Below are 22,469 nucleotides of genomic sequence, written 5' to 3'. Positions count from 1 at the left end.
TGCCTGAACAACCTCAGCCCGCTTTCAGCCAGAAGCGGGCTTTCTGAGGGCCTGCCGTTGTCCGAAGCAGATTGCGAATGACCGCTGCCACCTTGCAGCCTGCCGGCTCGTCCGGGCGTCTGTTACCTTCACGTTTCCACTCTCCTCCTTTCTCTCCATGACCCACCTTTCCGCCATCGGCCGCTGGCTGCTGGCCGCGCCCGTGCTGGGCGCCTCGCTGCTCACCGGCTGCCAGTCGGGCGACTCCGGCAAAGCCCAGCCCGACGTGCTGCAGGCCAGCCTCGACACCACCGCCCGCCCCGGCGACGACTTTTTCCAGTACGCCAACGGTACCTGGCTCAAGCAGCACCCCATTCCGGCCTCCGAAAGCAACTGGGGTATCGGCAAGGAAGTGCAGAACGAGGTGTACGCCCGCCTGCGCGCCCTGAGCGAAGAAGCCGCCAAGGCCAACGCCAAGGCCGGCAGCACCCAGCAGAAAATCGGGGACTTCTGGGGCACCGGCATGGACTCGGTGGCCATCAACCAGCAGGGTGCCGCCCCGCTCAAGGCCGAGCTGGACCGCATCGGCGCCATCCGCTCGGGCGCCGACGTGCCCGCCGTGGTGGCCCGCCTGCAGATGATGGGCGTCGACGCGCTGATCGGGCCCTACGTGGGGCAGGACGCCAAGAACAGCGAGAAAATGGCCCTGCACCTCTACCAAAGCGGCCTGGGCCTGCCCAACCGCGACTATTACTTCAACAAGGACCTGCGCACGCGCAACATCCGCCAGCAGTACGGGCGCCACGTGCAGCGCATGTTCCAGCTGCTGGGCCAGGACTCGGTGGCCGCCAAGCAGAACAGCGCCCGCGTGGTGGCGCTGGAAACCAAGCTGGCCGCCGCTTCGCGCAAGCTGGAAGACCTGCGCGACCCGTACCGCAACTACAACAAAATGGCCGTGGCCGGGCTCAACCAGCTCACCCCGGGCCTCGACTGGCCGGCCCTGCTCGGGCAAATGGAGCTGGGCAAGGTCGATACCGTCATCGTGGGCCAGCCGGAGTTTTACCGCACGGTGGGCCAGCTGCTGAAGTCGGCGCCGGCCGAGGACTGGCGCGCCTACTTGCAGTGGCAGCTGGCGCACGCCTACGCCCCCACGCTCAGCCAGGATTTCGACCAGGAAAACTTCCGCTTCTACGGCACGGTGCTGCAGGGCAGCAAGCAGCAGCGCCCCCGCTGGAAGCGCGTGCTCGACGCCGAGGAATCGGCCATGGGCGAGGCGCTGGGGCAGCTGTTCGTGAAGGAGTACTTCTCGCCGGCCACCAAGCAGCGCTACGAGCAGATGACCCAGAACGTGATGACGGCCTTCCGCGAGCATATTCAGCAGCTCGATTGGATGAGCGCCGAAACCAAACAGAAAGCCCTGGTGAAGCTCAGCAAAATCACGCCGAAGGTGGGCTACCCGGACAAGTGGAAGGACTTTTCCTCGCTGGACGTGAAGCGCGACTCCTACGCCCAGAACGTGATGCGCGCCAACGAGTGGAAGTACCGCTACAACATCGGCAAGCTCGGCAAGCCCGTGGACCGAACCGAGTGGGACATGACGCCGCAGACCTACAACGCCTACTACAACCCCTCCAACAACGAGATTGTGCTGCCGGCGGCCATTTTCGCCATTCCGGGCGTGAAGGATGAGGATGCCGATGACGCCATCGTGTACGGCTACGGCGGGGCCAGCACCATCGGCCACGAGCTGACCCACGGCTTCGACGACGAGGGCAGCCAGTTCGACGAGAAGGGCAACCTGCGCAACTGGTGGACCAAGCAGGACCGCGCCGAGTTCCAGAAGCGCGTCAACCAGATTGTGCGCCAGTTCAACGGCTACACCGTGCTCGATTCGCTGCACATCAACGGCAAGGCTACCGCGGGCGAAAACATTGCCGACCTGGGCGGCATTGTCATTGCCTACGACGCCTTCAAGAAAACCGAGCAGTTCAAGAAGGGCGAGAAAATCGGCGGCCTCACGCCCCAGCAGCGCTACTTCCTGGGCTACGCCCTGGGCTGGCAAAGCCACCAGCGCGACGAGCAGCTGGCCCAGCGCATCATGACGGACGTACACTCGCCCGCCCAGTACCGCGTGAACGGCCCCATGGCCGACGTGCCCGCCTTCTACGAAGCCTTCAAGGTGCAGCCCGGCCAGAAGCTCTACCGCGCCGACACGGCGCAGGTACGCATCTGGTAAGCTGGCCCGACCAGGTACCCAGCCAAGCCAGGCAGCCCCGCGCTGCCTGGCTTGTTTGTTTCCGGCCGCGTCCACTTTTGCGTAGAAGCAGTCCGTTTCCCCACTTTCGCGCATGGTTCAGCCCGCCGTAAGCCTCATCATCCCGACTTACAACGAAGCCGCGGTCATCGGGCCGCTGGTGCGCTACCTGCGCGCGGCGGCGGGCCCGGCCGGGCCGGCGCTGGAAATCATTGTGGCCGATGGGCAGAGCACCGACGCCACGGCCGCCGAAGCCGCCCGGGCCGGGGCGCGGGTGGTGGCGTGCCCGCAGCGCGGCCGGGCTCCGCAGATGAACCACGGCGCCCGCCACGCACGCGGCGAGCTGCTGTACTTCCTGCACGCCGACACCTTTCCGCCCGCCGATTTTCTGCCGGCCATCCGGCAGGCGGCGCAGGACCACGTCGGCGGCTGCTTCCGCCTGCGGTTCGACTCCCGGCACTGGTTTCTGCGCCTGAGCGCCTGGTTTACCCGCTTTCCCCTCGACCTCATCCGCTTCGGCGACCAGAGCCTGTTCGTGCGGCGCGCCGTGTTCGAGCAGGCCGGCGGCTTCCGCCCCGACATGCTGGTGTTCGAGGACCAGGAAATCGTGCCGCGGCTGCGCCGCCACGGACGCTTTGCGGTGCTGCCGACGGCGGTAGTCACCTCGGCCCGCAAGTACCGCGACAACGGCGTATTTCGCCTGCAGGGCATCTTTTTGCTGCTGTGCCTGCTCTACCGCCTCGGCGTGCCGCAGCCCCGACTGCGCGCTGTGTACCGCGCCCTGATCCGGTAAGACAACCATTGAAGCAGTTGCCCTAAACAGCACCGCCCGGCTGGTGGGCCGGGCGGTGGTAAGCTCATAAGGTCAGCAGGCTATTCGCGCACTACTTTCAGCGTGGCCACCTGCTTGCCCTGGCGCACCGTCAGGAAGTACACGCCCACGGGCAGCTGGGCGGCACCGCTCAGCAGCAGCGTGGTGCTGCCGGCGCTCAGCTCCTGTTTGCTGGCCAGCAGCACGCGGCCGATGGCGTCGTGCAGGCTCAGCGTGGCGGGCCCGGCCGTCTTGGTGCTCACCTGTACGTTCAGGCCTTCGTTGCCGAAGGGGTTAGCCAAGGCCTGCACGCCGAAGCCCACGCCCTCGATGCGCACCGTGCGCACGGGCGAAAGAGTTTGCTTGCCGTCGTTATCGATCTGGCGCAGGCGGTAGTACACCAGGTCGGTGGCGTAGCGGGCAATCTGCGGGTCGAGGTACTGGTAGTCGTGGCGCTGGGTGGTGGTGCCGTGGCCGTTCACCATGCGCAGGCGCTGGAAGGCGCGGCCGTCAGCACTGACTTCCACCTCGAAGCCGACGTTGTTGGTTTCCGAGGCGGTGGCCCAGCGCAGCAGGGCGTCGGAGCCGCGGCGCTCGGCCGTAAAGTCGAGCAGCTCCACCGGCAGCGGGTTGGCCAGGTTGCTGACGGTGAAGAAGCCCAGGGCGCCGGACTGCGCGCTCAGGCTGCGGCTGTTGGCATCGGCCGGGGCATTCAGCGGGGCCCAGGGGCCGCTGGCCGCCGGGCCGCGCCACATGCGGCTTTGCGAGAGGTTGGTGTTGCCGTTGTCGTCGTCGCTCACCCAGGCCAGGGTCACGGTGACGGGCTTGTTGCTGGCGGGCGCGCTGCCGGCCGCAATCTGCCAGATGCGGTCAATGCCCTTGGGGTTGTTGGTGTTGGCCGGGTCGGTGCCGTAGCTCACGCCGGCCGTGTTCAGGCCCGCCGTGCGCGTGACCGTGACCGTGCCGAAGTTGTTGGTGTTCGGGTTCAGCGTCAGCCCACCGGGGAATACCACGTCGCTGCTGCCGTTGACGCCCGTTCTGATGACCTGCAGGTTGCCTTTCACGTAGCGGCCGGCGGATTCGCCGACCAGCGTAGCGCTGTTGGGCAGCTTCACGGCAGCGGCCTGCGCGGTGAGGACGATGCCGTTGGTCAGCGTCAGCTGGTTGGTCACCGTCACGTCGGCGGGCACGTCCACCCGGTTGTTGCCGGCCGTGGCTTTGTCCACGGTCAGGTTGTAGAACGAGGCGCCGCCGGCCGTCAGGGTTTGGTTGGTCGTGCCGGTCAGGCTCAGCGTGCCGGTGCCGGCCGCGTCCACGGTGCCGGCGTTGGTCACGTCGCCGGTGACCTGCACGGTGCCGTTGTTGAGCAGGGTGCTCCCGCTTTTATTCTCGAAACCGCCGCCGACGTAGAGCGTGGCGCCGCTGCCTACCGTGAGCTGCGCCCCGTTGTTGGTCAGCGTCTGCGCCGAGGCTATGGTGGTCAGGCCCAGCAGGCCGAGGGTAACGAGCGAGTAAGCGTGTTTCATAACCAGGGTTTGGACTCCACGAATGTACAGGATACCAAGACAAATATGGTATTAGCCTGCATTATTCCGAGGTGCATTTTACGTTTTGACAAAAAAGCCGCTTCGATATTAGCTTCTTGACGCGGCACTGCGGCTGGCTGCAATCATCATTGCGTGCTGAAAGTTACGCGTGGCCTCTTGCATTGCTAACCCAAATATCCGCACTTGCTATCGTCCATCCTATTCCACGTTGTACCCCATTTGGGGGACATGCTACCCGGTACGGCACTGAGTATACCGCGCCCGTGCTGCGGCCTTACTCTGCCATGCTTTTTAGGCGCCGCCGCACCTTCAGCTCAGAGCACCCCGGCAATGGCACCCACCGTCAGGGCCACCACGGCGGTGTTGAAGCCGAAGGAAATCAGCCCGTGCAGCAAGGCCATGCGCCGCAGCACGCGCCCGTCGATGCCGATGTCGGCCGTTTGGGCCGTCATGCCGATGACGAAGGCGAAGTAGGCAAAGTCGAGGTAGTCGGGCTCGGGCTGGGCGCCGGGAAACTGCAGGCCGCCCTCGCCGCCGTCCAGTTCGGGGTCGTAGTAGAGGTGGGCGTAGCGCAGGGTGAAGAGCGTGTGCACCAGCAGCCAGGCCGTCATCACCCCCGCCACCGACAGCCCGGCGTAGCGCAACAGCAGCGGGCCGTGCTGGGCGCGCATCACGTCGAGCAGGGCCACCACGGCCAGCAGGCTGGCCAGCGAGGCGCCCAGAATGAACACGAACGAAGCGGTGCGGCCGGGGTCCTCGGTGCGGGCTACCGTGCGGATGTGGTTGGCATCGGCCGTGACGATGGCGGCCCACAGCAGCCCGAGCGAGGCCAGCGCAAACGCATCCCAGCCCGCCACCACGCGGGTGAGCGGGTGCAGCGCGGCCGGGGTGAGCAGGTAAGCAACGCCACCCAGCGCCGCCGCCAGCAGCAGGCGCGCCAGCGCCGGCAAGCTGCCCAGGCGGTGCAGACGGCGAAACAGAAAAGACGAAGAAGCGGCGGGCATAGAAACGGCAACCGGCCCGCGGATGGGCGCGGGCCGGTGGCCAAGATACGGGCCCGGCGCCAGCCGGGGCGGCGTCAGCGCGCGGCTCCTTCGGCCGGCGTCAGGCCGATGCGGAAGGCGGTGCGGCCGGTGGCCGCGTCGGTGGCGAGGCTGAAGGCGAAGCCGTGCTGCAGCAGAATGTCGCGGATCATGGTCAGGCCGATGCCCTGCCCGTCGCGCTTGGTGCTGAAGAAGGGCGTGAACAGCTGCGGCTGCACCTCGGGCGCAATGCCGGGGCCGTCGTTTTCGATGATGATTTCGGCGGGGCGGGCCGTGGTGCGCACCCACAGGTTGCCGTCGTGGTCAATGGCTTCGAGGGCGTTTTTGCAGATGTTGAGCAGGGCCTGCTCCATCTGCTGCGCGTCGAGGTCGACGTAGAGCGGCCCCTCGGCCAGCTGCCAGTGCCAGCGGATGTTGCGCTTCTCGCTTTGCACCTGCAGCAGGCGGCAGATGGCCTTGAGCTGCTCGTGCACGTCGACGGGCCGGGGCTGGGGCGGAGGCAGGCGCACCAGATTGGCAAAACCGGCAATGAAGTTCGCGAGGTGGGTATTGCGCTGCACCGATACGTCCAGCGCCTCGGTGAAGTCGGGCCGGTCGTCCTCGGCCAGCTGGGCGGCGTAGTAGCGGAAGGATTGCAGGATGGAGTTGACGGCGCCGATGGAGTTGTTGATTTCGTGCGACATCATCCGGATCAGCTTCTCGTAGGCCTGCTTTTCCTGCCGGATCAGCTCCTGGGTCAGCTCTTCCAGCACGATGAAGCGCCGGGTAAAGCCGCGGTCGAGGAAGTGGGAGGCGCTGGCGCGGTAGGTCTGCAGGCCCGAGAGCTGCACCACCTGCGGCGGCCCGGGCTCCAGCTGCCCCAGCACCCGGCCCCACTCGCCGGGCAGGGCCGTGGGCGGCTGGCCCAGCAGCCGCGCGGCGGGCAGCTGCAGGCAGCGCTCGGCCGCGGGGTTGAGGCCCTGAATCCGGCCCTCGAAATCGAGCAGCAGAATGCCCGCCGGCGACGCGTCGATCAGGCGCTCCAGCAAAAAGCTCTTCTCGTGCTGGCTCACGCGTTCCTGCCGCAGCTCGTCAATCATGGTGTTGTAGGTGCCGATGAGCTGGTCCATTTCCGTCTGGCCCACCGGCAGGAATTTCATGGTGAAGTCCCGGTCGCGGATGGCCTCGGTGCCGGCCGCAATCAGGTTCAGGGGCCGCACGAAGCCCCGGTACAGCTGCGCGCTGATGACGGCCGTGACGATGAGCAGCGCCTCCGTGGCCAGGAACAGCACCAGGTTGGACTCGCGCAGCTGAAACGCCAGCCCCGCAATAGCCGCGTGGATAAGGACGACGAAGAGGATGTACTTGGTGCGGAGGGTCATGCGGGGAGGGCGGCGCGGGGCTGAGCAGCCCAAAGAACGTCATGTCGAGCGCAGTCGAGACATCTCGCTGGATAGTATCCTGCTCGTTGAACGAAGAAATTACTCTCGGACATCAGCACGCGAGATGTCTCGGCTGCGCTCGACATGACGTTCTATAGAGCCTGGCTACTGCGCCGCGTCGAAGGGAATGTTGAATTTCTCCAGGCGGCGGTAGAGGGCGCCGCGGCTCAAACCCAGGGCTTTGGCCACGCGCGAGAGGTTGCCGGCGTAAAACTCCACCGTTTTGCGGATCATCTGGGCTTCCATTTCGTCCAACGTCATCAGACCCACTTCGGGCAGGGCGCCGGGCTCCACTTTCACCGGCAGGCGCTGGGCCTGGGCCTGGAAGTCCTCGGGGCCCAGCTCGTCCTTGCCGCTGACGAGCACGGCCCGCTCCACCAGGTTTTTCAGCTCGCGGATGTTGCCCGGCAGCGGCTGCTCGCGCAGCCAGTGCAGGGCGCGGGTGTTCACCTTCAGGGCCGGGCGGTGGTAGGCCGTGCGCAGGTTTTGCACGAAGTGCTGGGCCAGCAGGGGCACGTCGTCGGGCCGCTCGCGCAGGGCGGGCAGGCGCACCGTTATCAGGTTGATGCGGTAGAAAAGGTCTTCGCGGAAGCGGCCTTCGCGCACTTCCTGGGCCAGGTCGCGGTTGGTGGCGCAGATGACGCGAATGTCGAGGGAGCGGCTGCGCGAGTCGCCGAGCACCTCGTAGGTGCGGTCCTGGAGCACCCGCAGCAGCTTCACCTGGCTGCCCAGGTCCAGCTCCCCGATTTCGTCGAGGAAAATGGTGCCGCCGTTGGCCAGCTCGAAGCGGCCCTGCCGGTCGGCCTTAGCGTCGGTGAAGGCCCCGCGCCGGTGCCCGAACATTTCGCTCTCGAACAAGGACGCCGAAATGCCGCCCAAGTTCACCTTCACGAAAGGCTTGTGGCGCCGGTTGGAGTTCTGGTGAATGGCCTCCGCAATCAGCTCCTTGCCCGTGCCCGATTCGCCCTCGATGAGTACCGAGGCATCGGTGGCGGCCACCTGGCCCACGCTGCGCAATACGTGCAGCAGCTGCGCGTCCTGCCCCACGATATTGGCGAAGTTGTACTGCTTATCGAGCTGTCGGCGCGTGGGACTGACCTCGTCGGCGGGCGCCGTGGCGGCGTTTTCGGCCAGGCTGAGCGCGGTGCGGATAGTTTGCAGCAGCGCGTCATTGTTCCAGGGCTTGGTCACGAACTCGGCCGCGCCGGCCTTCATGCCCTCCACCGCCAGGCTGATGGAGCCCCAGCCGGTGATGAGGATGACCGGCAGCTGCGGGGCCACGTCCTTTACCTGCCCGAGCAGGCGCAGGCCGTCTTCGCCGGTGGTGGCCAGGGAGTAGTTCATATCCATGAGCACCAGCTGCGGGGCGGCGTCGCGCACCACGCGCAGGGCCTCCTCGGGGGTGGCTACGGCCTTGGTGGCGTAGCCGGCCTGCTTGAGCAGCAGCCCCAGGGAAGTGCGCACGGCAATATCATCGTCGACGATAAGAATCATAGCTGCGGAGAGAGAGTAGCGAAGGACGGAATTTCGGGGCGGAAAGGGAAGCGCGGCCGCAGCAGGTGGTGGGCGAAGCTCCCCTCCTTGTTGAAGGAGGGGACGCCAGGCCGCAGGCCTGGCTGGGGTGGTTGCGTCGTTGCTGACGTTGCGTGGACTATAGCTGAATGAGTCCGGGCCGCGCCGACATCCGTGCCAGTTGTGGTCTACGCAACGTCAGCAACGACGCAACCACCCCAGCGGCGGGTAAACCCGCCGCGTCCCCTCCTCAGCGGAGGAGGGGAGTTGTCGTGCTATTCTTCGCGCAGGGACACGGCGGGCTGAATGCCGGCGGCAATGCGGCTGGGCTGGAAGGCGCAGATGGCCGTCAGCACATAGATGAGCACGGCGGCCAGCAGGATGGCCAGCACGTACACCGTGGTGGGCACGCCGAACACGCCCAGCAGCGGAAACTGCGCGGCCAGGATGACGCCGGCCAGCACGCCCAGCGTGGTCACCACCAGCATTTCACCCAGAAACTGCCCGCCGATGCCCGCGCCGGTGGCGCCCAGGGCCCGGCGCAGCCCGATTTCGGCCCGGCGCTGGTTGATGTTGTACCAGAGCACCCCGAACAAGCCCAGGGCCACGTTTACAATCAGGAACAGGGACACCACGCCGAGGGCAATCAGCGGCGTCAGCACGATTTTCATCTTGTCGTGGCGGCTTTCGTCGAGGGTGGTGACGGTGGCGTGCCAGCCCTTGGTCACGTCCTGAATTTCCTTGACCAGGCGCTGCTCCAGCACCGCGCCGCTGCCGGCCTGCACCCGCACCAGCAAGTTGGGCCGGTCGTTGGGGTCGAAGCGGTCGGCGCCTTCCAGCACGTGCCGCTCGAAGACGGCGGGGTTATTGCCGTCGAAGTCGCTGCCGCGGCGGTAGGCATCAATCACGCCCACCACCTGCCACGACTCGATGCCCTTGTCGTTGCTGAGCACTTTGCCCACGGCCGGCTCCGAGCCGAACAGGGCCTTGGCGAATTCCTGGTTCACCACCACCGGCCGGCGCGTGGAGGCGTCGTCGCGGCGCTCAAACCAGCGGCCGGCCACCACGTTCTGGCGCAGCACTTTCTGCATCTCGTCGTCGGCGTCGTAGCGGTCGGTGAGCGGGCCCTGCTTTTTCTGGTAGTAGAACTCGTTGGTGTTCATCGAGCTGAACGAGAAGGGCGTGTTCGAGCTGGTGCGCGTAACGGCCACCACGCCCGGCGTGGCCTGCAGGCGCTGCAGCATCAGCTGCAACATCTCCTTGCGGCTGGCCGTGTCCTGGCTGGGCGACACGTTCACCTCCCACACGTTGTCGTAGGCGAAGCCGGCGGGCTGGCGGTAGTTGTAGTAGCTGCTCACCAGCAGGCTGCTCACGGCGAACAGCACGAAGAAGGACAGCAATATTTCGCTGATCAGCAGAAAGTTGGACCGCTTACGGTTCCAGATCAGGGTGAAGAGGTGACGGATCATGGCTGGAAGGTTCTGATGAGGGTGTCATGTCGAGCGTAGTCGAAACATCTCGCGTGCTGATGGCCGAGAGTAGTTTCTTCGTTCAACGAGCAGATTACTATCAAGCGAGATGTCTCGACTGCGCTCGACATGACGGACTGATTATACCACTGTATCTGAATTACTTACCACTCGCTTTCAGGGCCTGCACCGGCTGCAGGCGCGACATCTTGAAGGCCGGGTACACGCCCGACAGCACCCCGAAGAACACCGTCACGAGCAGGGCCCAGGCGAAGATGCGCCAGCTCATTTCGAACTGCGCGTAGGCCAGCAGCTGCGCCCCGCTGATGAGCTGCAGCGCCCCGTAGGCCAGCAGCAGACCCAGCACCCCGCCGATGAGGGTCAGAAAGATGTTTTCGACCAGGAACTGGCCCACCAGCGTGCCGCCGGTGGCCCCGAAGGCCTTGCGCACCCCGATTTCGGAGCTGCGCTCCATGATGCGGCTCACGTTGATGTTGACCAGGTTCAGGGCGGGCAGCAGCATGAACAGCAGCGCCAGGCCGGCCATAATGGGGTAGAGCAGCTCCATGCCGTCGGACTTGTAGTCGGTGAGCGGCGACATCAGCTGGCGCGAGAAGGAGGCAATCAGCCGGTCGGCGTGCAGCTCCAGGAACTGCTGGTTTTTCGGGTCGGGCAGCGGCACGCGCTTCATGGCGTTTTCGAACTCGGCCTGCACGGCGGGAATATCGTCGGCCGATTTGGCGAGGATGATGGCCAGGTAGTCGCCGTTCACCTTCACCTGCTGCAAGTCGTCGGGGCTCACCGACAGCGGCACCCACACGTCGGCGTAGGAGCTGAAGCGCATGGCGGGCACGTCGTCGACCACGCCGAGCACGCGGTAGTTGGTCTGGTTCACCACGATGGTGCGGCCCACCACGCCGGTTTCGGTGCCGAAGTACTGGCGGGCGGTGCTGCGGTTGATGACGGCCACGTGGGCAGCGGCTTTCACGTCGGCCTCCAGGAAGGCGCGGCCCTCGCGGAAGTTGAAGTCGAGGATCTGCCAGAAGTTGGCGTCGGTGTAGCGCAGGTCCAGGTCGAGCTTGCGGTTGCCTACGTAACTGGGCGTGGCGTGGAAGTTGGAGGCAATGGCCACCTTTTCCGGGGTGCGCAGCGGGCGCACGTACTTGTCGAGCAGGTAGTAGCTGGGCGGCGTGTTCATGTTGCCCCCGTCCTTGAATTTGACGTGCAGGAACTGGGCAAAGGTGAGCCGGTCGATGCGCGACTCGGGGTAGTGCGCGCCGAAGGAGTTGTCGAAGAAGGCCACCACCACCAGCAGCACCATCAGGGTGAAGCTGATGCCGAAGAGGCTGATGAAGGTGAAGAACTTGCGGCGCAGGAGCACCTTCCAGGCGAGTTTCAGATAGCTTAATAACATGGGGCTTGGGGACTTGGGAGGGCGGGGAAGCTTGGGAGGCCGTCATGTCGAGCCTGTCGAGACATCTCGCGTGCTGACGTCCGATAGCAACTTGCCCGCTCAACGAGCAGATTACTATCCGGCGAGATGTCTCGACTTCGCTCGACATGACGGGCTGGCGGGCCTAGCTGACCTGGCTGCCGTCGAAGAAGCGGATGAGACGCTCGGTTTTGTGGGCCATGTTCTCGTCGTGGGTTACCATCACCACGGTGGTGCCCTGGTCGCGGTTCAGGCTCAGCAGCAGCTCCATGATTTCCTCCCCCATCACCGAGTCGAGGTTGCCGGTGGGTTCGTCGGCCAGGATGATTTCGGGGGCGCCGGCCAGGGCCCGGGCAATGGCCACGCGCTGGCGCTGCCCGCCCGAGAGCTGCGAGGGAAAGTGCCGGGTGCGGGCGCTCAGGCCCACGCGCTCCAGCGCCTGCTGGGCGCGCTGCCGCCGCTCCTTGCTGCTCAGGCCCGCGCGGTAGAGCAGGGGCAGCTCCACGTTGTCGAGCACCGAGAGGTCGTTGATGAGGTGGAAGCTCTGGAAGATGAAGCCGATTTTGTGGTTGCGCACCCGGGCCAGCTCCTTGTCGGAGTAGCTGGTCACCGCCCGCCCGTCGATTTCGATGACGCCGCCGGTGGGCTCGTCGAGCAGGCCCATCAGGCTCAGCAGGGTCGATTTGCCGCAGCCCGAGGGACCCATGATGGACACGAACTCGCCCTTGTTGATGGTCAGGTTCACCCGGTTCAGCGCCACCGTCTCGATGGTGTCGGTCTGGTACACTTTCTCGATGTCGCGCAGCTGGAGCATGGGCGTGGTTTTCAGCGAAGCTGGCGCGGAAGCGGCCGGGGCCGGGGTTAGCGTCGTTTCCATAGGGCTTGGGGGAGTTTGGGCTGAGAAAGGGGTTTCGGATAAGGGCGGCGCTGTCCGGTTTCGTGCGGATCGGGCACCGGGCCGGGTATAGGTAGCCAAGCGGCGTGCCATTTATATAAAATACTAATAATCAGTATTTTAATACGCAATAAACTACTTGTTCAGTCTAAAATATTGTCCATAATCGGACACGGTGTTCGGAAATGCCACGCCCCTTGACCGCATCCGCACCCCCGCTCCGTCCGGCCGGGCAGGGCCACAAAAAAGGCCGGACTGCGCGCCCGGCCTTTTCAGCATGTCAGAAGTAGTGCGCGGTGTCGTCGTCGCGGCTTAGTTGCAGTGGCCCGGCCCGATGACGCCGTTGTTGTAGTCGTCGAGGCGGCCGCTCAGGGTGCTGGTTTGGGCGGTCGGCACGCTGGGCAGCGGACTGGCGGCCATATTCTTGCCCACAAACATGGCATCGGCGGCGGCCAGGTCGGCGCTAATCACGCTGCCGTCGCTGCCATTCGCCAGGTTCAGCTTGGCGGCAATCAGCTGGTAGGCCAGCGCCACCAGCCCGTTGCCGCGCACCGGCGTGTTCAGCACGGCCAGCAGTTGGGTGCGGGTGTACGTGGTGCCGCCCAAGGTCAGCGCCTGCACCGGCCAGTCGTGGTTTTTCCAGTAGCCCTGGGTGAGCGTGCAATGACTAGTCGGGGGAGCGGGCCGGCAGAAGCGCAGGTTGTCGAGGCCCATGGAGCCGCCGATGGTTACTTCGATGTATCTGACGCCCGGCGTGTTGCCCAGGCTTACCACTTCCACCCCGTTGGGGCCGGCGTCGCTGAAGTTGTACTGCCCGCCGAGCTGGGCACCGCCTTTGCTGGCGTACAGCTTCACGTAGCCGTATTCATGCTCGCTGTTGTAGGCGTATTCCACGTCGATGACGGTAATCGAGGTGGCCGTGACCGGGCTGCTGAAATTGAAGCCAATAGTGCCGGGCGTCTCAAACTCGTTAAAGTCGTCGTCGTTGGGCTCCACGTTCGCGTCGTAGCTGAAAAAGTTATGCAGCACCAGGATGTTGCCCAAGGCCGTGGTATTCTGGAAGGGCCCTGGGCCGCCACCGAAACCGATGCCCACGCCCCCAAACGCACTGTTGGGGCTGCCCAGGTCCGTGTCTTCCAACGACGACACCGTGGGGCTGCTGCGGAACACAATGGCTTCGCGGTCGAAGGCGTAGTGCGGATTCTGGCTTTCGACGCCCACCGCCACGCCGCCGGTGCTGTTGATGGAGGTGGGCCGGGTGCCCGCCGCCACGTTGTCGAAGGAAATGACGTCGGGCGTGCACGTGGCCACGTCGGCGCTCAGGGTTGCGGTAGGTGCTGGTTGGGGGGTGAGGTCGGTTTTCTGGCAGCCGGCTACCCACAGGGCGGCCACCGTCAGGCAGACGAGGCTAATCTTACGCATGATTGGAGGGAAAACACGGGTTGGTCTACGCACGCAGGCAACAGGGGGCTCCGGTCGCTAGCAGCACCGGACCAAGCTCACTCGGAAGTGAAATGAAGATAGTTGAAATAAATTTAGTACAACTATTTATATTTTAAATATAATTAACTCAGCATTACGGCGTCAGAAATCCGGCTGTCTGGCTTTGGCAGTAAGCACCAAGGCCCAAAGCCGATACACGACTCTGGGCCCTGGCAAATGGCTAAAAAACGACTTGGCTGTACCTACTCCGTCTGCGCCGTCAGCAGCGGCTGCTGGTGCTCGAAGTCGTAGAGCGTGAGGGTGCGCAGTTGGTAGTAGGCCACCCAGCAGGCGCGCAGGGCGGCCACGTAGCCGCGCTTGGCGCGGTCCTTTTCGCCCTGGGCAATGTTGAGGTCGTTGAGGGTGATGCGGCCGACTTTGTAGGTGGCCTGGGCAATGTCGTAGCGGCGCTGCGAGAGGGAGTCGGCGCGGGCGGCCAGCTGCAGCTGCTGGTTCAGCGCGTCCAGCTGCCCGGCCTGGCTCAGCACCGACTGCTCGAAGGTCAGCTGCTCCTGCTCCACCGTCACGCGGGCCTGCTGCCGGGCCAGCTCGGCGGTTTTCACGGCCGCGCGGGTCTTGCCCCAGTCCACGATGGGCACGGCGAAGCCCAGGCGCACCTGCTGCTGGTCGGCGGGGTTGACGTAGGAGCCCGCGAACTGCTCGGCGCTGCTGGTCAGGCCGAAGGAGGCCGTCAGGTTGGCCTGGAAGCCCGTGGTGCCCTTGGCCTGGGCCACGTTGCGGTCGGCTTCCAGCAGGCGGCGCTGAAACATCAGCCCCTCGCGGCGGTACTGCCGGGCCTGCTGCAGGGCCGCCGCGGGCGTCACGCTCAGCAGCGGGGCGGCGCCGGGCACGTCCAGCGCGGCCGTGGGGTCGATGGTGAGGCCGGTGTAGCCCTTGAGCTGCAGGGCCGCGTTCTGGGCATCCACGCTGGCCTGCATTTCGGCCTGGCGGGCGTTGAGCATGTTCAGCTCCAGCAGCAGCAGGTCGTTTTCGGAGAGGCGGCCCAGTTTGCTTTTTTCGCGGCCGGTGCGCAGCAGCTCTTCGCTGGCGCGCAGGTTCTGGCGGGCCACCTGGGCATTCACCTGTTGCAGCAGCACGTCGAAATACAGCTCCGTGACGCGGCGGGCAATGGTTTCGCGCTCCTCCACGTACTGGCGCTGGCTTTCCTGGTAGCGCAGCGGCTCGATGCGCTTGTTCCAGCTCAGCTGGTTGAACCCGCCCAGGGGCTGGCTCAGGCCGATGGCCACCGGGTTGCTGTTGTAGAGCCGCTGCCCGGCCCCTTCGAAGCTGTCGAAGCGCTGCAGGGTGCTGCCCACCGTGACCTTGCCGCCCGTCAGCCCGATGCCCTGCGTGACGGTGGCGCCCACGTTCGAGGTGTTGATGCGCACGTAACGGAAGTTGGTGGTGCCGTCGGGTTGCTGCACGGCCAGAATGGTGCGCGAGTAGTTGGGCAGCACCCCGTCGATGGCCAGCAGCGGCTTGTAGTCGGCCCGGAACGAGCGGTACTGCCAGAGGCTGGTTTCGCGGTTGGTGTGCGCCTGCTTGGCCACCGCCGACTGCACCAGCGTCAGGTCGATGACCTGCGGCAAAGTCAGGGCGGCCTGGGGCGCGCGGCGGTCGGCGGGCCGCTCCTGGGCCAGCAGCACCTTCGGAGCAAAAATCAGCAGCAGCAGGGCCACGATGCTCACCATCAGCAGCCAGAGGCGCAGCACATCCAGGTAAAACGAAAGGGTTTTCATAGCGCAGAAAGGCAGGGCGGAGCGTTGGGCAGTTACGAGCATCGGTGGAGCAGGCAGTGAGGCGGCGCGGGAGCAGTGTGGCGGAAAACTCCCCTCCTCAGCTGAGGAGGGGATGCTTCGGCGTCAGCCGAAGCGGGGATGGTTGCGTCGTTGCTGACGTTGTTTAGACCATCGGCAACCGTGCTGATTTCGGCGGGCTTGGTTGAGGCAGAAGGCGCTGATCCGACTGGAGGCGGGGTTACCCTCTGACGGCGCGGACGCCCGTCAACCACCCCAGCCAAGCCTGGCGGCTTGGCGTCCCCTCCTCATCTGAGGAGGGGAGCTGGTCGTTCTTTCGCGCTACTTAATCGTCAGCGCGGGGGCTTCTTCGTAGTTTTTCGTGTCGCTGATGACGACCTGCTCCCCGGCGCGCAGGCCGCTGATGACCTGCACGTAGTCGAAGTTGGAATCGCCCAGGCGCACGGTGCGGCGCAGGGCCTGGCCGTCCTGCACCACGAACACCACCTGCTCGCGCCCGCCCTGGAAGAAGGGGCCGTTCTTGAGGCGCAGCACCTGGTGGTGGGCCCGCGTCACCACGAACACGTCGGCGCGCAGGTTGGCGCGCAAGGCCGGGTGGTGGTGGTCGTCGAGCTGGGCGTAGAAAGTCACCACGTTCTTCTCCACCGCCGGGCTGATGGAGCTGATGGTGCCGCGCAGGTCGGTGCCGTTCAGGCGCACCACCACCGGGTCGCCCAGGTGCAGGGAGTCGGCGTAGGTATCGGCAATGGTGCCGCGCACCCGGAACGACGACAGATCGGCCACGCGGGCAATGACCTGGCCCTGGCTCACCGTCGAGCCGATGTCCTCGTTGACCCAGGTGAGCACCCCGGCCTGGTCGGCGCTGATGTTGGCCTGGCGCAGCTTGCCGGCCAGCTCCTGGATGCTGCGCTGCTGAATCTGCATGGTGTAGCCCAGGCCGCGCTCATCGGCCTGGTTCGACTGGCGCTGGTTGCGGATCTGCCGGCGCACGCGCTGCAGCTCCAGTTCGGCAATCTTCAGGTTCAGCTCGGCCTGACGCACCGCCTCCGGGGTGCCCGAACCGATGCGGAGCAGGTGCTGCTCGTCGCGCAGGCCCGACTGCAGGCTGCGCACCTTCTCCTGCTGCACCTGCTCCTGCGACTCCAAATCGTTCAGGCTGCGCTCCAGCGAGAGCTGCAGCACCGAGCTTTTGTTTTGGTTCTGCAGCTGCTCGTCCTGCAGCTTGCCCAGGGCCGTGCTGGTCAGCTCCTTGTCGAGCTCCACGATGGTCTGGCCCGGCTGCACCCGCGCGCCGGCCGTCAGCAGCACCCGCCGGATGGTCGACTGGATGGGGCTGGTCACCACCGCTTCGTGGGCCGGGATGATGAGGCCGGTGGCCGTGAGCGAGGCTTCCACGTCGCCGGTTTCCACCGGGGCCGTCAGCAGCTCGTTCTGGCTGATGCTGGGCTTGAGCGCGCCGCGAAAGGCCCACAGCGCGCCGGCCAGCAGCAGCAGCACGGCCGTGGCCCCGAGCCAGCGCTGGCGGCGGCGGCGGGCCTGGGTGGCGGAGGATATGGCTCTGTCCATTTTCGTTCGGATTGGGGTCGGTTCTGCTGGATAGTAGCCAAGCCCAATGCCAAACTCTTAAGTCATTAATAATGAGTAATTAACAATTAACAATTGCGCTGGCGACGTGGCAAATTCTGTCCGCTTCCGGACACTGTGTTCGGTTCTGCCGGTGGCCGGCGGCAGAACCGAACAACGGCTCAGCTCGTCAAGGCTAAATAGCAGCGGCTGAGTGCTTCGGTTTCGGCCAAACGTCGTACATTAGCAAAAAGCTAAATAATTTAGCAAACAAGCCATGACAAACACCTTGCTGATTCAGGACGAAACGGCCACCGGCGCCGTCCTGCACCGCCTGGCGCTGGAGCTGGCCCAGGAAACCATCACCGTGCGCGAGCTGATCGAGCAGCGCGTGCGCCAGGAAGTAGCGGCCTACAACCAGCGCAACGACGACGTCTTCTCGGGCCTGGTGCAGCCCACCGATTCGGAGCGGGTGCTCAACGGCTACCGGCTGAAAAAGCACCACCTCATCGACGCCGAAAAGCAGCTGTACCGGGCGCTGGAGGCCTTTCAGCAGAACGGCTACTTTATCCTCGTCAACGACCGGCAGGTGGAAAGCCTCGACGAGCCGATCTGGCTGGGCGCCGGCGCCACGGCCTCGTTCGTGAAGCTCACCCCGCTGGTCGGCGGCTGATTGATTGGTCGATGAGCGCCTGGACTGAACTCTGGCAACGCGCGCAGGACGCCGCAGCCCGGCTGTTTGCCGATGTTTCTCCCAACCCCTCCCCTATGCCCGCTACCCAGAAGAAAGCCCGCGAGTTTGAAAAAGCCCTGAACGGCGGCAGCCCCGAAGCCCGGGAAATGAAGCCCGTGCTCAGCCAGCTGCTCACCGACATCGAGGAGCGCGGCATGAGCTACTACAACATGAAGCTGCTCGACGTGCCGGCCTACGCCCAGGGCATTCGGGACCAGGACGCCGCCTACAAGGGCCGCCTGGCGCTGGCCGCCGCCGAGGCCATCCGCTTCTGCCGCGACAACTACGGCCAGGTGGATTACCAGATCCGCTACCTGCTCGAAGGCCTGCTGCAACAGCTGCTGCGCTCCACGCTGGAGCTGAGCCCCGCCGCCTGGCAGCGCCTGCTGCAGCTCTACGGCCTGGAATTCAGGAAGCCGGGCGACGTCGGCGACGCCCTGCGCACCATGCCGGTGCTGCTGACACTGAACCAGCTGGAAAAGCACCTGAAAAAGCACGGCCCCGACGAGCAGCTGACCGCCTACCTGAGCCAGGTGCTGGCCGCTACCGAAGACCAGACCAGCGGCTACGGCAGCGGGCAGGCCGTCAAGATCCGGGTGAAGCTGCAGGAGCTGCTGGGCGCTGAAGGTGACAACGCCCTGCCCACCGTGCGCTTTCCCGACGGCGACGCGCTGGGTCAGGCGCTCAACGAATTCGTGGACGGTCTGGCTCCCGACGATGCCCGCACTCTGCCCTGGCTGCAGCTGCTGCAAATCTGGCAGAAAGCCAGCGGCGGCCAGCCCTCGGCCAAGTATATGAAGGAGGTCGACGCGGCCGTCACGGCCATCGGCCCCGAGGCGGTGCGCCGGCAGGCCGACCAGTGGCTGCAGCTGCTGGCCGCCCTGCCGGTGGAGGAGCGGCAGCACACCCACACCTACAACGACGCCAGCACCTACACCTACTCGTCGTGGGACTTTCTGCAGGAGCCCAGCCTGAACGTGGGCAAGGCCCTGGCCTGGACGCTCGGGCCGCTGGCCGACACGGCCGTGCTGCTGCACCTGGCCGCCCTCACCGAGAAGTGCTACCGCAAGATTCCGGGCCGCGGTCCGCTGGCCGTAGGGCTGGGCAATGCCTGCCTGCTGGCCCTCTCGCAGGGCGGATTGCCGGGCGTGGCCCAACTTTCGCGCCTGCGCCCCAAAGTGCGGCAGGCCAATACCCAGGAGCTGATCGGCCGCTACATCGAGAAGGGCGCGGAGAAGCTGGGCGTCACGTCGGCCGAAATCGAGGACATGGCCGTGCCCACGGCGGGGCTGACCCACGGCCGCGCCGACTACGACTACGGCGACTACCACGTGGTCTTGCAGCTCACCGACGGCAAGGCCGAAGTGAGCTGGCACAAGGGCGACAAGGCGCTGAAATCGGCCCCGGCGGCGCTGAAACAAAGCCACGCCGAGGAGCTGAAGGAGCTGAAAGCCGACCACACCCAGGCCCAGCAGACCTACACCACCCAGCGCGACCGGCTCGACCGCAGCTTCGTGGAAGGCCGCCGGATGCCCTACCGCTGGTTCCGCCAGTACTACCTCGAACACGGCCTCGTCAGCCAGCTGGCCGAGCGGCTGATCTGGCGCTTCTACCACGCCGACGACACGCACCAGGACGCCCTCTGGCTCGACGGCGCCTGGCACGACGCGCAGGAGCGGCCCGTAGCCACGCCCGCCGACGAGGCCCAGGTGCAGCTCTGGCATCCGGTGCTGGCCCCCACCGGCGAGGTGCTGGCCTGGCGCGGGCTGCTGGAGCGCCGGGAGCTGCGGCAGCCCTTGAAGCAGGCGTTCCGGGAGGTGTACCTGCTCACCCCGCCGGAGGAGCGCACCCGCACCTACTCCAACCGCATGGCCGCCCACGTGCTGAAGCAGCACCAGTTCAACTCCCTGGCCAAGCTGCGCGGCTGGCGCTACAGCCTCATGGGCGCTTACGACAAGGGCTACGAGTCGGACGCGGCGCAGCTGAGCCTGCCGGCGCACGATTTGCGGGCCGAGTTCTGGGTGAGCGAAGTCAACGCCGACGGGGCCTGGAACGACACCGGCATCTGGCACTACGTCAGCACCGACCAGCTGCGCTTCACCCGCCTGCAGGGCGAGGAGCCGCTGCCGCTGACCGACATTCCGCCACTGGTCTTCTCCGAAGTCATGCGCGACGTGGATTTGTTCGTGGGCGTGGCCTCTGTCGGCAACGACCCGCTCTGGCGCGACGGCGGCGGGCTGGTGCAGTATCGCAACTACTGGGAAAGCTACTCGTTCGGCGAGCTGAGCGAAGTGGCCAAAAACCGTAAGCTGGCCCTGCAGCGCCTGGTACCGCGGCTGAAAATCGGCAAAGTGAGCGAGGTGCAGGACAAGTTTCTGGTCGTGCGGGGCAAGCTGCGCACCTACAAGATTCATATGGGCTCGGGCAACATCCTGATGGAGCCCAACGACCAGTACCTCTGCATCGTGCCCGACCGCAGCCCCAAGCAAACGGCCGGCACCGACGTGTTCCTCCCCTTCGAGGGCGACGCCATCCTGAGCATCATCCTCAGCAAAGCCCTGCTGCTGGCCGACGACGATAAAATCACCGACGAAACCATCACCCGGCAGATTAATAGCTAATTATGGCGCCCGTTCCGCAAAATGGCCAGGTAGCCCGCCCCGGCTGGCGCTGGTTTCTGGATGAAGTATCCAACAACGTCTACCGCGCCCGGCTGGTCGACGCGGCCGGCCGCACGGTGGAAACCACCGGCTCCGACCCGGCCGCGCTGCTAAGCTGGTGCCAGCAGGCCGCCGCCGACATCGAGCAGACACTAAAGGCAGAACGATAAAAGCGCAGCCAGCGCGCTGGCCGCAGTCTTCAGGGGCTTCAGCCCCGATGACTGCAGGCCAAAAAACGGGAGCAAGTCTCTGACTTGCGTCGGCCGCACGGTGCGGTTCCGCGCAAGTCAGAGACTTGCTCCCGTTTTCGTGGCTGGAAGTCTCGCCGCAAGCGGCTAAGACTTCCGCCAGCCTCCAGCCGCTCCCTACTTCCGCTGCCCCGCGTCCGTGATGCGCGTGGGCGTATCGGTGCCGGCCACGATGCCCCGGGCACTGACGGCAATGGCCTCGATAACCGTGGTCATGTTCTTCAGGTCCAGCGTTTCCACCTCGTCGTCGACGGAGTGGTAGAGCTTGTCGGTCGGAATCTGGTCGGTGCTGATGCTGTGGGCGGGCACGCCCAGGCGGGCCAGGGTGGCGTTGTCGGAACGGTAGAACAGTTGCTGCTCGGGGTAGGGGTCGGGCTCGAACTTGAACGTGCTGCCCTGCAGGTTGCGCTGCAGAATCGGGCCGAAGTCGGACTTGTCGAAGCCGGTGATAAAGGCCGAGCCGGGGCCGAACTTCGACACCTTGCCGATCATCTCGATGTTGAACATAGCCGTGACCTTGGCCGCGTCGAGCTGCTTGCTGAAGTACTGGGAGCCGAAGCCGCCGATTTCCTCGGCCGTGAAGGCCACGAAGATGAGCGTGCGGGCGTTCTGCTTGGTTTTCTTGAAGTGCTGGGCCAGGGCTACCACCGCCGCAGTGCCGGAGGCGTCGTCGTCGGCGCCGTTGGCAATGGAGTCGCCGGCCACCGGGGGCAGGATGCCGATGTGGTCGTAGTGGGCCGAAAAGACCACCTGCTCGGCGGCTTTGGCCTTGTCGCGGCCGGGCAGCACGCCCACCACGTTGGCAATTTTCATTTCGCGGATGCGGCTGCTGGCCGTCAGCTGGTAGCTGCTGCCGTCGGCCACCGGGCCCGAGGCCAGGATCAGGGCCGTGGTGTAGGGAGCGGGCTTTTCGGCGCGGAAGGCGCTGTGGCTGAACTGCCCCGCCAGGCGCTGAAACCACTGGGCGTGGGCCGGATCGAGCACGACCAGCACGTTGCCTTTGGGGGCGCGCAGCAGGGGCAGCACTTCCTTGCGAAAATCGGCCTGAGCGCCGAGGACCAGCACTTTCGGAGCTGCGTCGCCGCTACCGGCCGTCCACGTCACCGGGTCCGCGGCCGATACCTTCGCCGCCGGGGCCCCGGCTTGCCCGCTCGTCCAGCTCACCTGCTCCTGCCCCGAGGTTACCAGCAGGTGGTCGGCGGCGACGGGCGCGCCGTTCAGCGAGGCCGTGGCGCCGGTGGTCTTGACTTCGTAGGCCGGAAACTCCTGCAGAAACGAGGTCAGCCCGTTCATCGGCTGCAAACCGATGCGCCGGAACTCGCCGGCCAGAAACTGCGCGGCTTCGGGGGCGCCGGTGTTCAAGGCCCGGCCGCGCAGCTTGTCGTCGGCCAGGGTCTTCTCGACGCGCTCGATCAGCTTGGCGTCAATCTTGGTTTTGGCGGGCTTGGCCGCTTTCTGCCCGACGGCCGCGTGCGCGGCGCTGGCCAGCATTAATCCCAGGAGGAGTCGTTTCATAGGCGCAAAGTAGCGGAAGCCGCCCGGAGCGTTGCACGGGGCGCAGGGCGAAGCCTGGCGGCGCCCCGCCGGCACCACCATCCGGGCGCAGGCGGAGTGAGCAACGTGCCGGGTACGCGGGGCTGCGGGCGCCGGCTCGCCCGGCTCA

At 65.7% G+C, this 22,469-nt stretch carries 16 protein-coding genes; 5 read left to right on the top strand and 11 right to left on the bottom strand.

The features are described 5' to 3' along the window. The first annotated feature begins 157 nt into the window (after window positions 1-157). Window positions 158-2,215 (top strand): M13 family metallopeptidase, encoded by a 2,058-nt coding sequence (locus tag FDY95_RS09090; protein ID WP_138076956.1) that lies wholly within the window; start codon window positions 158-160, stop codon window positions 2,213-2,215. Window positions 2,216-2,327: 112 nt separating this feature from the next. After that, window positions 2,328-3,026 (top strand): TIGR04283 family arsenosugar biosynthesis glycosyltransferase, encoded by a 699-nt coding sequence (locus FDY95_RS09085; RefSeq protein WP_138076954.1) that lies wholly within the window; start codon window positions 2,328-2,330, stop codon window positions 3,024-3,026. An 80-nt stretch (window positions 3,027-3,106) separates the two neighbouring features. Here FDY95_RS09085 and FDY95_RS09080 read toward each other — a convergent pair whose 3' ends face one another. From FDY95_RS09080 to FDY95_RS09035, 10 genes are all read right to left on the bottom strand, one after another. Then, on the bottom strand, window positions 3,107-4,570 hold the full coding sequence (locus FDY95_RS09080) for a T9SS type A sorting domain-containing protein (protein WP_138076952.1): 1,464 nt from the start codon (window positions 4,568-4,570) through the stop codon (window positions 3,107-3,109). A 335-nt stretch (window positions 4,571-4,905) separates the two neighbouring features. After that, window positions 4,906-5,595 (bottom strand): DUF1345 domain-containing protein, encoded by a 690-nt coding sequence (locus FDY95_RS09075; protein ID WP_138076950.1) that lies wholly within the window; start codon window positions 5,593-5,595, stop codon window positions 4,906-4,908. A 74-nt stretch (window positions 5,596-5,669) separates the two neighbouring features. Beyond that, window positions 5,670-6,995 (bottom strand): sensor histidine kinase, encoded by a 1,326-nt coding sequence (locus FDY95_RS09070; RefSeq protein WP_138076948.1) that lies wholly within the window; start codon window positions 6,993-6,995, stop codon window positions 5,670-5,672. A gap of 165 nt (window positions 6,996-7,160) precedes the next feature. Next, window positions 7,161-8,549: a sigma-54-dependent transcriptional regulator gene (locus tag FDY95_RS09065; RefSeq protein WP_138076946.1), complete on the bottom strand. Its 1,389-nt coding sequence runs from the start codon at window positions 8,547-8,549 to the stop codon at window positions 7,161-7,163. Window positions 8,550-8,842: 293 nt separating this feature from the next. Beyond that, a complete protein-coding gene (locus FDY95_RS09060; protein ID WP_138076944.1) occupies window positions 8,843-10,036 on the bottom strand; it encodes an ABC transporter permease in 1,194 nt (397 codons plus the stop codon). Between the two features lie 160 nt (window positions 10,037-10,196). Beyond that, window positions 10,197-11,450: an ABC transporter permease gene (locus FDY95_RS09055; RefSeq protein WP_138076942.1), complete on the bottom strand. Its 1,254-nt coding sequence runs from the start codon at window positions 11,448-11,450 to the stop codon at window positions 10,197-10,199. A gap of 163 nt (window positions 11,451-11,613) precedes the next feature. Further along, window positions 11,614-12,282, bottom strand: coding sequence for an ABC transporter ATP-binding protein (locus tag FDY95_RS09050; protein ID WP_138077341.1), 669 nt, complete (start codon window positions 12,280-12,282; stop codon window positions 11,614-11,616). 393 nt (window positions 12,283-12,675) lie between these two features. After that, window positions 12,676-13,785, bottom strand: coding sequence for a hypothetical protein (locus FDY95_RS09045; protein ID WP_138076940.1), 1,110 nt, complete (start codon window positions 13,783-13,785; stop codon window positions 12,676-12,678). A 263-nt stretch (window positions 13,786-14,048) separates the two neighbouring features. Beyond that, on the bottom strand, window positions 14,049-15,584 hold the full coding sequence (locus FDY95_RS09040) for a TolC family protein (RefSeq protein WP_171025602.1): 1,536 nt from the start codon (window positions 15,582-15,584) through the stop codon (window positions 14,049-14,051). 339 nt (window positions 15,585-15,923) lie between these two features. Continuing rightward, window positions 15,924-17,168, bottom strand: coding sequence for an efflux RND transporter periplasmic adaptor subunit (locus FDY95_RS09035; protein WP_138076936.1), 1,245 nt, complete (start codon window positions 17,166-17,168; stop codon window positions 15,924-15,926). Window positions 17,169-17,442: 274 nt separating this feature from the next. Here FDY95_RS09035 and FDY95_RS09030 point away from each other — a divergent pair, with 274 nt between their 5' ends. From FDY95_RS09030 to FDY95_RS09020, 3 genes are all read left to right on the top strand, one after another. After that, the gene (locus FDY95_RS09030; protein WP_138076934.1) at window positions 17,443-17,838 is read left to right on the top strand and encodes a hypothetical protein; all 396 of its coding nucleotides are present in this window, start codon (window positions 17,443-17,445) and stop codon (window positions 17,836-17,838) included. A 95-nt stretch (window positions 17,839-17,933) separates the two neighbouring features. After that, entirely contained in the window at window positions 17,934-20,519 is a 2,586-nt protein-coding gene (locus FDY95_RS09025) for a DUF4132 domain-containing protein (RefSeq protein ID WP_171025601.1), read from the top strand. Window positions 20,520-20,521: 2 nt separating this feature from the next. After that, window positions 20,522-20,728 (top strand): hypothetical protein, encoded by a 207-nt coding sequence (locus FDY95_RS09020; protein ID WP_138076930.1) that lies wholly within the window; start codon window positions 20,522-20,524, stop codon window positions 20,726-20,728. 195 nt (window positions 20,729-20,923) lie between these two features. On the opposite strand, the gene FDY95_RS09015 is transcribed toward FDY95_RS09020, so the two are convergent. After that, window positions 20,924-22,321 carry a M20/M25/M40 family metallo-hydrolase gene (locus FDY95_RS09015; protein WP_138076928.1) on the bottom strand — a complete coding sequence of 466 codons (1,398 nt, stop codon included), beginning with the start codon at window positions 22,319-22,321 and terminating at the stop codon, window positions 20,924-20,926. Between the last annotated feature and the right edge of the window lie 148 nt (window positions 22,322-22,469).

Origin of the sequence: Hymenobacter jeollabukensis, assembly GCF_005771675.1 — a bacterium.
Taxonomy (GTDB): Bacteria; Bacteroidota; Bacteroidia; order Cytophagales; family Hymenobacteraceae; genus Solirubrum; species Solirubrum jeollabukense.
The sequence above is the reverse complement of the archived record's forward strand: the minus strand, read 5'-3'. Positions and strand labels throughout refer to the sequence as shown.